General features: G+C 74.2%; 11 protein-coding genes. 9 read left to right on the top strand and 2 right to left on the bottom strand.

Features of this window, described 5'->3' with window-relative positions; genetic code table 11:
* Positions 1-130 precede the first annotated feature (130 nt).
* Positions 131-1,747, bottom strand: coding sequence for a penicillin-binding transpeptidase domain-containing protein (locus ACIQUQ_RS13540; RefSeq protein WP_403974854.1), 1,617 nt, complete (start codon positions 1,745-1,747; stop codon positions 131-133).
* A 148-nt stretch (positions 1,748-1,895) separates the two neighbouring features.
* Here ACIQUQ_RS13540 and ACIQUQ_RS13535 point away from each other — a divergent pair, with 148 nt between their 5' ends.
* Positions 1,896-2,717: a hypothetical protein gene (locus ACIQUQ_RS13535; RefSeq protein WP_403974852.1), complete on the top strand. Its 822-nt coding sequence runs from the start codon at positions 1,896-1,898 to the stop codon at positions 2,715-2,717.
* 69 nt (positions 2,718-2,786) lie between these two features.
* Here ACIQUQ_RS13535 and ACIQUQ_RS13530 read toward each other — a convergent pair whose 3' ends face one another.
* Positions 2,787-4,532: a dolichyl-phosphate-mannose--protein mannosyltransferase gene (locus tag ACIQUQ_RS13530; RefSeq protein WP_403974850.1), complete on the bottom strand. Its 1,746-nt coding sequence runs from the start codon at positions 4,530-4,532 to the stop codon at positions 2,787-2,789.
* 58 nt (positions 4,533-4,590) lie between these two features.
* On the opposite strand from ACIQUQ_RS13530, the gene rsmI reads away from it, so the two are divergent.
* From rsmI to ACIQUQ_RS13490, 8 genes are all read left to right on the top strand, one after another.
* Positions 4,591-5,493 carry a 16S rRNA (cytidine(1402)-2'-O)-methyltransferase gene (gene rsmI / locus ACIQUQ_RS13525; protein ID WP_403974847.1) on the top strand — a complete coding sequence of 301 codons (903 nt, stop codon included), beginning with the start codon at positions 4,591-4,593 and terminating at the stop codon, positions 5,491-5,493.
* A 160-nt stretch (positions 5,494-5,653) separates the two neighbouring features.
* On the top strand, positions 5,654-6,223 hold the full coding sequence (locus ACIQUQ_RS13520; RefSeq protein WP_403974845.1) for a hypothetical protein: 570 nt from the start codon (positions 5,654-5,656) through the stop codon (positions 6,221-6,223).
* A 10-nt stretch (positions 6,224-6,233) separates the two neighbouring features.
* Positions 6,234-7,106, top strand: coding sequence for a TatD family hydrolase (locus ACIQUQ_RS13515; RefSeq protein ID WP_403974842.1), 873 nt, complete (start codon positions 6,234-6,236; stop codon positions 7,104-7,106).
* A 1,016-nt stretch (positions 7,107-8,122) separates the two neighbouring features.
* Positions 8,123-9,358, top strand: a complete 1,236-nt coding sequence (locus tag ACIQUQ_RS13510; RefSeq protein ID WP_403975129.1) for a ubiquitin-like domain-containing protein — start codon at positions 8,123-8,125, stop codon at positions 9,356-9,358.
* Positions 9,355-10,248 carry a 16S rRNA (adenine(1518)-N(6)/adenine(1519)-N(6))-dimethyltransferase RsmA gene (gene rsmA / locus ACIQUQ_RS13505; protein WP_403974840.1) on the top strand — a complete coding sequence of 298 codons (894 nt, stop codon included), beginning with the start codon at positions 9,355-9,357 and terminating at the stop codon, positions 10,246-10,248. The genes ACIQUQ_RS13510 and rsmA overlap by 4 nt, the downstream gene beginning before the upstream one ends.
* Entirely contained in the window at positions 10,245-11,138 is an 894-nt protein-coding gene (locus tag ACIQUQ_RS13500; RefSeq protein ID WP_403974838.1) for a 4-(cytidine 5'-diphospho)-2-C-methyl-D-erythritol kinase, read from the top strand. The genes rsmA and ACIQUQ_RS13500 overlap by 4 nt, the downstream gene beginning before the upstream one ends.
* Before the next feature lie 149 nt (positions 11,139-11,287).
* A complete protein-coding gene (locus ACIQUQ_RS13495) occupies positions 11,288-12,649 on the top strand; it encodes an acyltransferase family protein (protein WP_403974835.1) in 1,362 nt (453 codons plus the stop codon).
* Positions 12,650-12,710: 61 nt separating this feature from the next.
* Positions 12,711-14,507, top strand: a complete 1,797-nt coding sequence (locus tag ACIQUQ_RS13490) for an ABC-F family ATP-binding cassette domain-containing protein (protein ID WP_403974833.1) — start codon at positions 12,711-12,713, stop codon at positions 14,505-14,507.
* Positions 14,508-14,552 lie beyond the last annotated feature (45 nt).

Raw genomic sequence — 14,552 nt, 5'->3', positions numbered from 1 at the left:
CGTGAAGTCGGGGCCCTGACGCCGGGGCCGGGCGGGGCCGGGCCGGGAGAGGGGCAGGCTCAGCCCGCCGCTGCGGCCGGTACCACCCCTGCGGCCGGTCCCGCCCGCAGCGGCCGAACGCCTCCTCCGCTCAGCCGGCGCGCAGCACCTGCGCCACCAGCGGGCCGGCCGCCTCCGCGCCGTGCCCGCCGCCCTGGACGAACGCGGCCGCGGCCACGTCACCGCTCCACCCGGTGAACCAGCTGTCCGGGTTCACCGCCCCGTCGACCTCCGCCGACCCCGTCTTCGCGCCCTTCGGGCCGCCGACGGACGCCATCGCGGAGGCCGCCGTACCACTGGCCGCGGTCTGCTGGAGCATCCGCTTCAGCTGCGCGGCGACGGCCGGCTTCATCTGCCGCTCCGCGGTCGCGATCCTCCGGTCGCCCAGTTCCGCCGGGACGACCAGCGGCTGGCGGAAGACGCCCGTCTTGGCGGTGGCGAGCATCGAGGCGATGGTCAGCGGGTTCATCCGGACCTTCCCCTGGCCGATGTACTCGGCCGCCGTCTCCGCGCCCGTCACCTCCGGCACGTCACCGTCGAAGCTGGCCACCCCGGTCTGCCAGTCCAGCCCGATGCCGAAGACCTCGCGCAGCTCCCGCGGGAGCGCCGCGTCGTCGTCCACCTGCTTGATCCGCTTGATGAAGGCCGTGTTGCAGGAGCGGGCGAAGGAGGTGGCGAAGGTCTTCCCGGTGAGCGAGAAGCCGCCCTGGTTGCGGAAGGGCTTGCCGTACCAGGACACCGTCCCCGGGCACTCCGCCACGCGGTCCGCCGCGACCAGGCCCCGGTCCAGCAGCATGGCGGCCGTACCGATCTTCAGCGTCGAGCCCGGAGCGGTGGTGCCGAGCATCGCCGCGTCGAAGCCGTCCTCGCGGTTGTTGGCCACGGCCAGCACATCGCCCGTGCTGGGCCGGAGCGCGACCACCGAGGACGACTCGTGCGCCTTGACCGCCCGCTCGGCGGCCGCCTGCACCGTGGCGTCGAGGCGGGTCCTGATCGACCCCGGCCGGCCGGGGTCGAGGGTCAGCACGGTCCGCTTCGGCTGCTCCGCGACGGCCGGCTCGATCCAGAGCTCGGCCCCGCCCTTGCCGCCGGCCCCCGCGGAATACCGGGCGCGCAGCTCGTCCAGGATCCGCCGCAGCGAGGGGTACTCCTCTGCGGTGAGCGGTCTGCCCTCGCGGTCCACGACGCGTACGGGCGGCAGAGCGGGCTCCCCGGCCCGCAGCTTCTCGCCCTCGCGCAGCCGGGGGTGGATGACCGAGGGCACCCAGTCCACCAGCGGCTCCTTGCTGGTCAGCCCCCGGACCACGGTCAGCGAGGAGGCGTACTCCAGGGGCTTGCCGACGCCGCCGTACGAGACCTGCGCCCGCACGGTGAACGGCACCGTGGTGCCGCTGGGCTTCCCGGGCGTGATCACGGCCCCGGTGACGTGAGCCTCCGCCGCGTAGTCCCGGACGGCGTACTGGGCGGCCTCGGGGTTGTTCGTCAGACTGGCCGCGGCGTGCTCGTCCCCGGCAGCCCAGGCGGCGAGGAAGGCCTTGGCGGTCTGCAGCGCCTCCCCTTCCCCGACCGGCCCGCTGCCCTTCGTGGCCTTCACCCCGGTCTCCGCGGCGGCATCACTCCCCACCAGGGAGTACACCCCCAGCCCCGCCCCGCCGACCATGACGAGGAACACCCCGCCGACGACCGCCGCCTTCCCAGAACCCCGCACCCCAAGCCCCTCCCCCAGACGCTCCGCGAACGCGCCCGACGCTACCCGCGGCCGTCGAAAAGGTCCTGAGTACGGCTACTCAGAAGTCACCAAGTCCCCGAGGTTCCCGCCGTGTTCAGGGACGGCCGCCCGCCTTACGATCTTGCGCATGCCGATCACATCCTCGATACCCGTCCTGCAGGGAAGCGGCGGCGCCGTGCTGAGCGCGGAACCGGACGGGCTGCTCCTCGACCGCCCCGGCCAGAAGGCGACGATCCCCGTCCGGGCGGTCGCCCGCGTCCACGCCGAGTCCCGGAGCGTCACCGTCGAGCTGCGGGCCCTCCCCGGGGCCACCCCGTCCGTCCACCTGATCGAGGGCGTGAGTGAGGCTGCGGGTGCCGCCTTCGCCGAGGCCGTGAACGCCCTGCTGCCCGCGCCGGCCGAGGACGTCGACGGCGCAGCCCTCGTCGACCTGCGCACCTTCACCAAGACCTGGCTGGAGGGGTACCGGCGCAGACTGGGCCGGGTCGTCCTCGGCTATCTGGGCGCGATCCTCGCCCTGGCCCTCGTCACCGCCATCGCGGGCCCCGGGGAGACCGGCGTGGCCGGTGCCGTGTTCATCGTGCCGCTGGGCCTCCTCGCGGCCGTGATGCTGTGGCTCGGCGGGGTGTGCGTGGTGCCGTGGTTCCACGAGACCCGGCTGCGCAGGCACGGAGTGACCGTCGACGCGGAGCCGGCGGACGACCCGGGTACGTACCGCTACACGGACACCACCGGCACGACGCACGTCTTCGCCCACCAGAGCACCGCCCCGTCCGTCCGGGTCGCCTACCCCCCGCGGGATCCGTCGAGCGTGCTCGTGCTCCAGGCCAGGAACGACCGCATCCTCGAAATCGTCCTGGGCCCCGGCTTCATCTTCTCCGGGCTGGTCGTCACCGCGTTCCCGATCTGGCTGGCGACCAGCGTGCTCCAGGGCAAGCAGCTCCCCTAGCCCCCCGCACGCGAACCCGGAAGAGCCCCGGCGCCGTCACCGACGCCGGGGCTCCGCGTCCGCCCCGCCCTAGACCCAGGTGTCGAACCACATGCGGTTGCGCCAGGCGTCCATCGGGAGGGTCTGGCCCGTGTAGATGGGCCAGAAGTAGATGAAGTTCCAGAGGATCAGGAGGACCAGGACGCCGGTGGCTACGGCGCCTACGGTGCGGCGGCGTTCCGTGGCGCCCGGGGGGCCCAGGAGGGCGCCGGCCAGCATGGCGACCGCCAGGCACAGGTACGGGACGAAGACCACCGCGTAGAAGTAGAAGATGGTCCGCTCCTGGTAGTTGAACCAGGGCAGGTAGCCGGCGGCCAGGGCGCAGGCGATCGCGCCGGCCCGCCAGTCGCGGCGGAAGAACCAGCGCCACAGGACGTAGAGGAGCGCGAAGCAGCCCGCCCACCACAGCAGCGGGGTGCCGAGGGCCAGGACCTCGCGGGCGCACTTGGAGGCCTCGGTGGCGGGGCAGCCGTCGGTGCCGGGGGCGGGGGACTCGTAGAAGTAGGAGACGGGGCGGCCGAGGACCAGCCAGCTCCAGGGGTTCGATTCGTACGTGTGGCCCGAGGTCAGGCCGACGTGGAACTTGTAGACCTCGGTCTCGTAGTGCCAGAGGCTGCTCAGCCAGTCCGGCGCCCACCAGACCCCGCCCTGTTTGGCGGACCAGTCGCGGAAGTAGCCGCCCTTGCCGTTGTCCGGGCTGAGGATCCAGCCCGTCCAGGACAGTACGTACACGGCGAACGCCACCGGGACCGTGGCCAGGAACGCCTTCGCCGCGTCCCAGAGCATGCGCCAGTACAGGGTGCCCGCGCCCGCCACCCGGCGGGCGGCCACGTCCCACAGCACCGTCAGGATGCCGAAGAAGGCCAGGACGACCGCGCCGTTCCACTTCGTCCCGAAGGCCAGGCCCAGGCACACGCCCGCGACCAGCCGCCAGGGCCGCCACCCCAGCGGCAGCGTCTCGGCGATGTGCGCGTCCGGCCGCGTCCGGCCCTCGTCGTCCACCGGCAGCGCGTCCGCGAGCCGGGCCCGTGCCCGGTCCCGGTCGATGAGCAGCGCCCCGAAGGCCGCCAGTACGAAGAACATCAGCACCAGGTCCAGCAGTGCCGTGCGGCTCATCACCAGGTGCAGGCCGTCCACGGCCAGCAGCGCGCCCGCCAGGCAGCCGAGGAAGGTGGAGCGGAAGAGACGGCGCCCGATCCGGCAGAGCATCAGCACCGAGAGCGTGCCGAGCAGGGCGGTCATGAACCGCCAGCCGAAGGGCGTGAAGCCGAACATCCACTCGCCGAGGCCGATGACCCACTTGCCGACCGGCGGGTGCACGACGTAGCCCGGGTCGAGCGGCAGCGCGACGCCCGTCGGGTCCTTGATGATCAGCTTGTCGACGTCCTTGGGCCAGCTGGCCTCGTAGCCCTGCCGGATGACCGCCCAGGCGTCCTTGGCGTAGTACGTCTCGTCGAATATCACCGCCTTGGGGCTGCCCAGGTGCCAGAACCGAAGGGCTCCGGCGACCAGCGCGACCAGCAGCGGACCCACCCACGCCATGGCCCGGGCGATCCGCTCGCCGAGTGCGAGCGGCACGCCGACCGCCTGCCACAGCCCGGGCGAGGGCTGTGCGTACGGCGGTACCAGCCGGGTGCGCGCGTCGGCGGCGGCCGCGGGCGCGGGCACGTAGCCGAACCGGCGCAGGCGCCGCGGCCAGGAGGGCGTCTCGTCGCACACCGGCGGGCCGGGCGGGGCCCCCGCGGGGCTGGGCTGAGGCGTCGCGGTACTGGTCACCGGGTCATCGTAGGGAACACATCTGTGTGAGACCCCCGATCGGGCCTGCGAGGATGGAGTGGTGACAGATCAGCAGCCTCCCGCCAGCCGTCCCCAGCCGTCGTCCGCCGGTGTCCTGGTGCTCGCCGGCACCCCCATCGGGGACGTGGCAGACGCGCCGCCGCGGCTCTCCGCCGAGCTGGAGACCGCGGACGTGATCGCCGCGGAGGACACCCGCCGGCTGCGCGGCCTCACCAGGGCGCTGGGCATCCACACCACCGGGCGCGTCGTGTCGTACTTCGAGGGCAACGAGTCGGCCCGTACGCCCGAACTGGTCGAGGCGCTGGAGGGCGGGGCCCGCGTGCTGCTGGTCACCGACGCCGGGATGCCGTCGGTCTCCGACCCCGGCTACCGGCTGGTCGCGGCGGCCGTGGAGAAGGACATCAAGGTCACGGCGGTGCCCGGGCCGTCCGCGGTGCTGACCGCGCTCGCCCTGTCGGGCCTGCCGGTGGACCGCTTCTGCTTCGAGGGCTTCCTGCCCCGCAAGGCCGGCGAGCGCCTGGGCCGGCTGCGCGAGGTGGCCGGCGAGCGCCGGACGCTCGTCTACTTCGAGGCACCGCACCGGCTCGACGACGCCCTGGCCGCCATGGCAGAGGTCTTCGGCCCGGACCGCCGCGCGGCCGTGTGCCGCGAGCTGACCAAGACGTACGAGGAGGTCAGGCGCGGCGGCCTCGGGGAGCTGGCGGCCTGGGCGGCGGAGGGCGTGCGCGGCGAGATCACGGTGGTGGTCGAGGGCGCCCCCGAGACCGGACCCGAGGAACTCGACGCGGAGGAGCTGGTGCGCCGGGTGCAGGTGCGCGAGGAGGCGGGGGAGCGGCGCAAGGAGGCCATCGCGGCCGTGGCGGCCGAGGCGGGCCTACCCAAGCGGGAGGTCTTCGACGCGGTGGTGGCGGCAAAGAATGCGGCTCAGAAGGTGCCGTAAACGGGTAAAGGGCTAACCTGAAAAGCAAAGCTTAGGCCGCGCACCGGGCAGTTTGGGCATGAACGCCCCAAAGTCCGTCCATAACTCGACAGGGCCTGATGCGCTCCCGCCGGAACAGGCGTCCACTGGCTAGTGCCACCAGCGGACCAGAGGAGCTGGCATGAGTGAGATCGCAGACACCCCCGTCCCCGCAGCGGCCCCGGCCGCGGCACCTTCCGCCGGCGCCGGAATACACACGGTCCGCGAGGCCTACGCCTTCGCCTGCATGAAGTGCGGGTACGGCTGGGAACAGTCGTACGAGATCGAGCACCACGTCGACGGCAAGGGCCAGCCGTTCATCATGTACACGGTGAACGGGGAGCGGGTGCCCTCGCCGCTCTCCAACCCCACCTGCATGAACTGCGGCGGGCACGTGGTGCGGATCATGCGGGAGGGGCAGGTCTCCTCGGTCCTCGGCATGCTCGACCAGCTCTACCACCACCGCCGCATCGCGCCCGGCATCGCCGGACCGGTGCCCGCGACCCTCGACGAGCACGACCACGGCCACGCCGCCGGGCGTCGGGTGAAGGAAGCCAAGGCGGCCAAGGCGGCCAGGGAAGCCAAGCCGCCGCGGCAGGCCCGGGCCGCGGCCACCCACGACGCCCCGGGACCCGTGGCGCTCACGCCCGAGGACCGCGGTGAGCGCGGCGGCCTCCTGGCCCGGCTCAAGAGGCTCTTCCGCTCCTCATAAGATCGGCCGTATGAGCCCCAAGGACGCGATGCCCCCGCTGCCCGAGCCGCTTCGGGTGGCGGTGGCCGATTCGCACACCCACCTGGACATGCAGAAGGACGGCACCGTCGACGAGGCCCTCGCGAAGGCCGCCTCGGTCGGTGTGACCACCGTCGTGCAGGTGGGCTGCGACGTGAAGGGCTCGATCTGGGCCGCCGAGACGGCCGCGCGGTACGAGAACGTCCACGCGGCGGTGGCCCTGCACCCCAACGAGGCGCCGCGCATCGTCCTGGGCGACCCCGACGGATGGTCGCGGCAGGGTGCCCGGCAGCCGGGCGGCGAGGCCGCCCTCGACGAGGCGCTGGCCGAGATCGAGCGGCTGGCCGCCCTCCCGCACGTCAAGGCGGTCGGCGAGACCGGTCTGGACTACTTCCGCACCGGCCCCGAGGGCATGGCCGCGCAGGAGCGTTCCTTCCGCGCCCACATCGAGATCGCCAAGCGGCAGGGCAAGGCCCTCGTCATCCACGACCGCGAGGCACACGCGGACGTCCTGCGGGTGCTGCGCGAGGAGGGTGCTCCGGAGCACACCGTCTTCCACTGCTACTCCGGGGACGCGGAGATGGCGAAGGAGTGCGCGGAGGCCGGCTACTACATGTCCTTCGCCGGCAACATGACCTTCAAGAACGCGCAGCACCTGCGCGACGCCCTCGCCGTCGCCCCGCTCGACCTCGTGCTGGTCGAGACCGACGCGCCGTTCCTCACCCCCGCGCCCTACCGCGGACGGCCCAACGCCCCCTATCTCATTCCGGTCACGGTGCGCGCCATGGCCGAGGTGAAGGGCATCTCCGAGGACGACCTGGCCGGAGCCCTCGCCGCCAACACCGCGCGCGCCTTCGACTACTGAACAGGCGTGCGTGACACTCCGTGGTTGCGCCGCTTTGTTGAGTGACGAACCCTCCGCTAGTCTCCCGTGCCCGTCCCCAGCGGTGGGACCTGGACCGGTGGGAGCGCGTCGTGACGGATGGGCAGGGCAGTCACCGATCCCCCGCGGGGGGCACGGGAGTGGACCCCTTCGGGACGGGTGACCCCTACGGGACCGCCGGCCCGTACGGGCCGGGTGATCCCTACGGCGCCCCTGCGGCCTTCGGGGCGGAGGACGCCCGCGCGGCCGGGGAAGCCCAGGGGCCGGGGGATCCCTTCGGGCCGGGCGGCCCGTACGGGGCGCCCGACGGCCCCGCGCCGGGTACGCCGTACCCGCCGGCCGGCCCGTACCTGCCCGCCGGCCCCTACGCGCCGCCCGCCACGGCACCGGCCGGCTGGGGCGCGTACCCCGGGCCCCCGGTGGACCCGGCCGCCGACACGCAGACGGCCGTCTATCCCGGGCTGTACCCGGGCGACCCCTACGCAGCCGCCCCCTACCCCCCGGGCACCTACCCGGGGACGGACACGTACGCCCCCGCCTATGCCGCCTCCGCGCCCCCGCCCGCCACCGGCACCTCCTGGAGCCCGCCGGAACCGCCCGCGGGAACGTACGGGACGGCCGAGGCCTACGAAGCGGGAGCCGGGTACGCGGAGCCGGGCGGGTACGCCGAGCCCGCGCCGTACGCGGCGGACCCCGCCCCGTACCCCGAGCCGGCCCCCTACGCCGAACCGGGACTCGGCGACCCCGGCGCCCCCGACGACCCGCCCCCCGCCGCCCACGACCCGGCGTACGAGACCGCCCTCGCGCCCGGCACCGGCCGGCGCCGCCGCGCCCCCGCCGTCCCCGCCCCCCGAGACGGCGAACCGGACTCGGGCCCCGAGCGGCGGGCGGCCCGGCGCCGCAAGGCGAACCGCACCGGCCGCACGGGCAGGGGGGCAGGCACCGCGGCCCCCGGCACCGGCCGGGAAGCCGCCCCCGGCACCGCCCCCACCCCCGGCCTGACCCCACCGGAAACCGGCAGCCCCGGCGACCCCAGCAGCCTCTACAGCACCGGCGACCCCACCAGCCCCAGCACCCCCAGCACCCCCAGAGCCGCCAAGAAAACCAGGACCGGCAGGTCGTCGCGCCGCCCCGGTGCCGGCCCCGACGGCTGGCGCAAGATCGTCCCCCAGGCCCTGGTCGTGGCCTTCCTCGCCGGCGGCACCTCCGCCTTCGTGGCCAGCGACAAGGCCGTCCGCCTCACGGTCGACGGCGTCCCCCGCACCATGCACACCTTCGCCGACGACGTCGGCGAACTCCTCGCCGACGAGGGCGTCGGCATCGGCGCCCACGACCTCGTCGCCCCCGGCCCCGGCAGCGCCCTCGGCGACGGCGACGAGATCGTCGTCCGGTACGGCCGCCCGGTCGTCCTCACCCTCGACGGCTCGCGCCGCCAGGTGTGGACCACCGCCCGCACCGTCGAGGCCGCCCTGCGCCAGCTCGGCGTCCGTGCGGAGGGCGCGTACCTCTCCGCCTCCCGCACCACCCCCATCGGCCGCCGCGGCATGACCCTCAGCGTGCGCACCGAGCGCAGCGTCACCTTCCTCGCCGACGGCAACGAGCGCACCATCCGCACCAACGCCGCCACCGTCCGGGAGGCCCTCGACCAGGCCGGCATCACCCTCCACGGCCAGGACACCACCTCCGTGCCGCCCGCCTCCTTCCCGCGCGACGGCCAGACCGTCACCGTCCTGCGCATCACCGGCACCCGCGAGGTGCGCGAGGAGGTCATCCCGTACGAGACCGAGAAGGTCCGGGACGACACGCTGTTCGCCGGCACCGAGGTCGTCGAGCGCGCCGGCAGGCAGGGCGCCCGCCGGGTCACGTACACCCTCCGCACCGTCAACGGCGTCCGGCAGAAGCCGCGGCGCGTCGCCGAGGAGGTCGTGCGCGAGCCCGTCACCCAGCGGATCAGGGTCGGCACCCGGCCCCTGCCCACCTCCGTGGCCGGCGCCGACGGCCTGGACTGGGGCGCCCTCGCGCACTGCGAGTCCGGCGGCCGGCCCGGCGCCACCGACCCCTCGGGCACCTACGGCGGGCTCTACCAGTTCGACGTCCGCACCTGGCAGGGCCTCGGCGGCAGCGGCCGGCCGCAGGACGCGAGCGCCTCGGAGCAGACGTACCGGGCCAAGAAGCTCTACGTGCAGCGGGGGGCGAGTCCGTGGCCGCACTGCGGCCGTAGGCTTTACCGGTGAGCACCGCAGAGCAGCACGACAGCAACGACGCCCTCCTGGGGCCGGCCGACATCCGGCACCTGGCCGAGGTACTCGGCGTCCGCCCGACGAAGCAGAAGGGCCAGAACTTCGTCATCGACGCCAACACCGTCCGCCGGATCGTGCGCACCGCAGAGGTGCGCCCCGAGGACACGGTCGTCGAGGTGGGGCCGGGACTCGGCTCGCTGACGCTGGCCCTGCTGGAGGCCGCCGACCACGTCACCGCCGTGGAGATCGACGACATCCTGGCCGCCGCGCTGCCCGCCACCATCGAGGCACGGCTGCCCGCCAAGGCCGCCCGCTTCGCGCTCGTCCACTCCGACGCGATGCACGTCCAGGAGCTGCCCGGCCCGGCGCCGACCGCGCTGGTCGCCAACCTCCCGTACAACGTCGCCGTGCCCGTGCTGCTGCACATGCTCGACCGCTTCCCGACCATCGAGCGCACCCTCGTCATGGTGCAGTCCGAGGTCGCGGACCGGCTCGCCGCCCGCCCGGGCAACAAGGTCTACGGCGTGCCGTCGGTCAAGGCCAACTGGTACTGCGACGTCAAGCGCGCCGGCGCCATCGGCCGGAACGTCTTCTGGCCCGCGCCCAACGTCGACTCCGGCCTGGTCTCGCTCGTCCGCCGCGCCGAGCCGGTGAAGACCACCGCCACCAAGGCCGAGGTCTTCGCGGTCGTCGACGCGGCCTTCGCGCAGCGCCGCAAGACCCTGCGCGCCGCCCTCGCCGGCTGGGCCGGCTCGGCCGCCGCGGCCGAGGAGGCGCTGGTCGCCGCAGGGATCTCCCCGCAGGCGCGCGGCGAGGCCCTGACCGTCGAGGAGTTCGCCGCGATCGCCGAGCACAAGCCGGCCGCCGAGAGGCCCGCCCTGTGAGCGTCACCGTACGGGTCCCCGCCAAGGTCAACGTCCAGCTGGCCGTCGGTGCCGCCCGCCCCGACGGGTACCACGGCCTCGCCAACGTCTTCCTCGCCGTCTCGCTGTACGACGAGGTGACGGTGACCCCGGCCGCCCGGCTGACCGTCACCTGCACCGGCCCCGGCGCCGACCAGGTCCCGCTGGACCGCACCAACCTGGCCGCCCGGGCCGCGGAGCTGCTCGCCGCCCGGTACGGCCTGGAGCCGGACGTCCACATCCACATCGCCAAGGACATCCCGGTGGCCGGCGGCATGGCGGGCGGCAGCGCCGACGGCGCGGGCGCGCTGCTGGCCTGCGACGCGCTGTGGGGCACCGGCGCGAGCCGCGAGGAACTCCTCGACATCTGCGCCGAGCTGGGCAGCGACGTGCCGTTCAGCCTGATCGGCGAGGCGGCGCTGGGCGTGGGGCGGGGCGAGCAGCTCACCCCGCTGGAGGTCGGCGGCACCTTCCACTGGGTGTTCGCGATGGCCGACGGGGGCCTCTCCACCCCGGCCGTGTTCCGGGAGTTCGACCGGCTGGCCGAGGGCCGGGAGGTCCCCGAGCCCACCGCCTCGCCGGAACTGCTGGCCGCCCTGCGCAAGGGCGACACCGGCGCCCTCGCCGAAGCCCTGGCCAACGACCTCCAGCCGGCCGCGCTCTCCCTGCGCCCGGCCCTGGCGGACACCCTCGCCGCCGGCACCGCCGCCGGCGCCCTGGCCGCACTGGTCTCCGGCTCCGGCCCCACCACGGCCTTCCTGGCCGCCGACGCGGAGTCCGCGGCCCGGATCGCCGCCGCCCTGGAGGCCTCCGGCACCTGCCGCACGACCCGCACGACCACGTCCCCGGCCCCGGGCGCGACGGTCCTCTAGGACCCCGGAGCACCACGGGACCCGTCCGCCGGGGCGGGTCCCCCCGGGCAGGCCCGTGACTCGGCCCCCGCCCCACCCCCGCGTACTCAGCGCGCATCTGAGTACCTGTGCGCTGACGGACGGGGCCCCGTGGGCGGGAGCGTGGGGGCATGTCGTACTCCGTCGCCCAACTGGCCGCCGCCACACCGGGGAACCGGGACCGCTACGTCGACCTGCTGCGGGTCGCCTCGCTCGGGACGGTCGTGTCCGGGCACTGGCTCATGGCCGCCGTCACGCCCGACGGCATCGGCAACCTCCTCGCCGTCGTGCCCGGCCTCCAGGTGCTCACCTGGGTCTTCCAGGTCATGCCGGTGTTCTTCTTCGTGGGCGGCTTCTCCCACGCGCTGTCGTACCGCTCGCTGAGCCGCCGCGAGCCCGGCCGGCCCGTGTACGCGGCCTTCCTGCGCGCCAGGCTGCGTCGGCTGCTGCGGCCCACCCTCGCCTTCGTCGTGGCGTGGGGCGCGGCCGCGCTCGCGGTGCAGCTGGCCGGCGGCGGAGGCGGGCTCACCGGAGTCGCCCTGCGGCTGGTGACGCAGCCGCTGTGGTTCATCGGGATCTACCTCGCCATGGTGGCCTTCACCCCGCCCCTGCTGCGGCTGCACGAGCGGTACGGCTGGGGGGCCTTCGGGGCGCTCGTGGCCGCCGCCGGCGCCGTGGACGTGCTGCGGTTCGCCCTCGGGGTGCCGTACGTCGAGTTCCTGAACTTCGCCTTCGTCTGGCTCGCCGTGCACCAGCTGGGCTTCCTGCGGGCCGACGCCCGCGCCTCCGGCGGGGGCTGGGGCCGGGTGCCCGCGCTGCTGGCCGCGGCCGGGCTCGGCGCCGCCGCCCTGCTGGTCGCCGTGGGCCCGTACCCGCTCTCCATGGTCGGGATGCCCGGCGAGAAGGTCTCCAACATGGCCCCGCCGACCTTCGCGCTGCTGTGCCACGGCCTCTGGCTGGTGGGCGCGGTCGAGCTGCTGCGCCGACCCGCCACCCGCCTGCTCGCCGCCCCGCGGGCCTGGCGCGCCGTCGTCGCCGCCAACGGCGTGGCCATGACCGCCTTCCTCTGGCACCTCACCGCGATGCTCGGTGTGTACGGCGCCCAGCTCGCCCTGGGCCTGGACCTGCCCCGCCCCGCGACCGCCGCCTGGTGGGCCCAGGTACCCGTACGGCTGGCCGCCGCCGCCCTCCTCACGGCCCTGCTCGTCGCGGTGTTCCGCACCTTCGAACGGCCCGCTCCGGCCGGTCCGGCCCCGGCCGTCGGATCCGGCCCGCTCGCCGCGGGCGGGATCACCCTCTGCCTGCTGGGCGTCCTCGGGCTCTCCCTCACCGGCTTCGGCGGCCTGCTGGAGGGCCACACCGCCGTCCTGATAGCCGTGCCCGTCAGCGCACCCGTCGCCGTGGCCATGGTGCTCGCCGGCTGGCTGCTGGTGGAGCGCGCCCCGGCACCGGTGCGGACGCCCGCGCCGTCCGCCACCCGGGACGCAGCCTGAAGGCCCTCCCGGAGGAGGTTAGGCTGAGGGGCTGATCGATCCCCTTCCCTGGAGCGCGTGGATGGCCGTCAATCTGGTCAATGTCGAGGCAGTCAGCAAGGTGTACGGAACCCGCACCCTGCTCGACGGCATCTCCCTCGGCGTGTCCGAGGGAGACCGGATCGGCGTGGTGGGGCGCAACGGCGACGGCAAGACCACCCTCATCCGGATGCTGGTCCGCCTGGAGGAGCCCGACACCGGGCGCGTCACCCTCAGCGGCGGCCTCCGGATGGGCGTACTGACCCAGCACGATTCGCTGGACCCCAAGGCCACCGTCCGCCAGGAGATCATCGGTGACCTGGCCGACCACGAGTGGGCCGGCAACGCCAAGGTCCGCGACGTGCTCACCGGCCTCTTCGGCGGCCTGGACCTGCCCGGCTTCGACCAGGGCCTCGACACCGTCATCGGCCCGCTGTCCGGCGGCGAGCGCCGCCGCATCGCCCTCGCCAAGCTCCTCATGGCCGAGCAGGACCTGCTCGTCCTCGACGAGCCCACCAACCACCTCGACGTCGAGGGCATCTCCTGGCTGGCCCAGCACCTCCAGGCCCGCCGCTCCGCGCTCGTCTGCGTCACCCACGACCGCTGGTTCCTCGACCAGGTCTGCACCCGCATGTGGGACGTGCAGCGCGGCGACGTCCACGAGTACGAGGGCGGCTACAGCGACTACGTCTTCGCCCGCGCCGAGCGCGAGCGCATCGCCGCCACCGAAGAGGCCAAGCGGCAGAACCTCATCCGCAAGGAGCTGGCCTGGCTGCGCCGCGGCGCCCCGGCCCGTACGTCCAAGCCGCGCTTCCGCATCGAGGCCGCCAACGCCCTCATCGCCGACGTGCCGCCGCCCCGCGACACCAGCGAGCTGATGAAGTTCGCCAACTCGCGCCTCGGCAAGACCGTGTTCGAGCTGGAGAACGTCACGGTCGAGGCCGGTCCGAAGACGCTGCTCAAGCACCTCACCTGGCAGCTCGGCCCCGGCGACCGCATCGGCCTGGTCGGCGTCAACGGCGCCGGCAAGACCTCGCTGCTGCGCGCCCTGGCCGAGGCCGCCCGCACCGAGGGCGAGACCCAGCCCGCCGCAGGCAGGATCACCGTCGGCAAGACCGTACGGCTGGCCTACCTCTCCCAGGAGGTCGGCGAACTCGACCCGTCCCTGCGGGTCCTGGAGGCCGTCCAGCGCGTCCGCGACCGCGTCGACCTCGGCAAGGGCCGCGAGATGACGGCCGGCCAGCTCTGCGAGCAGTTCGGCTTCACCAAGGAGAAGCAGTGGACGCCGGTCGGCGACCTCTCCGGCGGTGAGCGCCGCCGCCTCCAGCTGCTGCGCCTGCTGATGGACGAGCCCAACGTGCTCTTCCTCGACGAGCCCACCAACGACCTCGACATCGAGACCCTGACCCAGCTGGAGGACCTCCTCGACGGCTGGCCCGGCTCGATGGTCGTCATCAGCCACGACCGGTACTTCATCGAGCGCACCACGGACACCGTCTGGGCGCTGCTCGGCGACGCCGCGCTGCGGATGCTGCCGCGCGGCCTGGACGAGTACCTGGAGCGCCGCGCCCGGATGGTCGAGGCCGCCGCCCCGGCGCCCGCGGCCGCCCCCGTCAAGGAGAAGACGGCGGGTGACTCCCGCGCGGCGAAGAAGGAGCTCCAGAAGATCGAGCGCCAGCTCAACAAGATCTCGGACCGCGAGAGCAACCTGCACGCGCAGATCGCCGACAACGCCACCGATTTCGAGAAGGTCGCCAAGCTCGACGCGGAGCTGCGCGAACTGCTCTCCGAGCGTGACGAGTTGGAGATGCGCTGGCTGGAGCTGGCCGAGGACGCGTAGGACCCCGGAGGCAGTTGCGCGGGCCGCCGGCCCGATAACAGCGGT

The organism is Streptomyces sp. NPDC101118, from assembly GCF_044759445.1.
Taxonomy (GTDB): domain Bacteria; phylum Actinomycetota; class Actinomycetes; order Streptomycetales; family Streptomycetaceae; genus Streptomyces.
Note: the sequence above shows the minus strand (reverse complement) of the source record. Positions and strands in the feature narration are given on the sequence as shown.

Bases quoted from the DNA above. Each gene is read 5' to 3' on its own strand.
- ACIQUQ_RS13515 (WP_403974842.1), top strand. From the start codon at position 6,234: ATGAGCCCCAAGGACGCGATGCCCCCGCTGCCCGAGCCGCTTCGGGTG.
- ACIQUQ_RS13520 (WP_403974845.1), top strand. From the start codon at position 5,654: ATGAGTGAGATCGCAGACACCCCCGTCCCCGCAGCGGCCCCGGCCGCG.
- ACIQUQ_RS13535 (WP_403974852.1), top strand. From the start codon at position 1,896: ATGCCGATCACATCCTCGATACCCGTCCTGCAGGGAAGCGGCGGCGCC.
- ACIQUQ_RS13495 (WP_403974835.1), top strand. From the start codon at position 11,288: ATGTCGTACTCCGTCGCCCAACTGGCCGCCGCCACACCGGGGAACCGG.
- ACIQUQ_RS13490 (WP_403974833.1), top strand. From the start codon at position 12,711: ATGGCCGTCAATCTGGTCAATGTCGAGGCAGTCAGCAAGGTGTACGGA.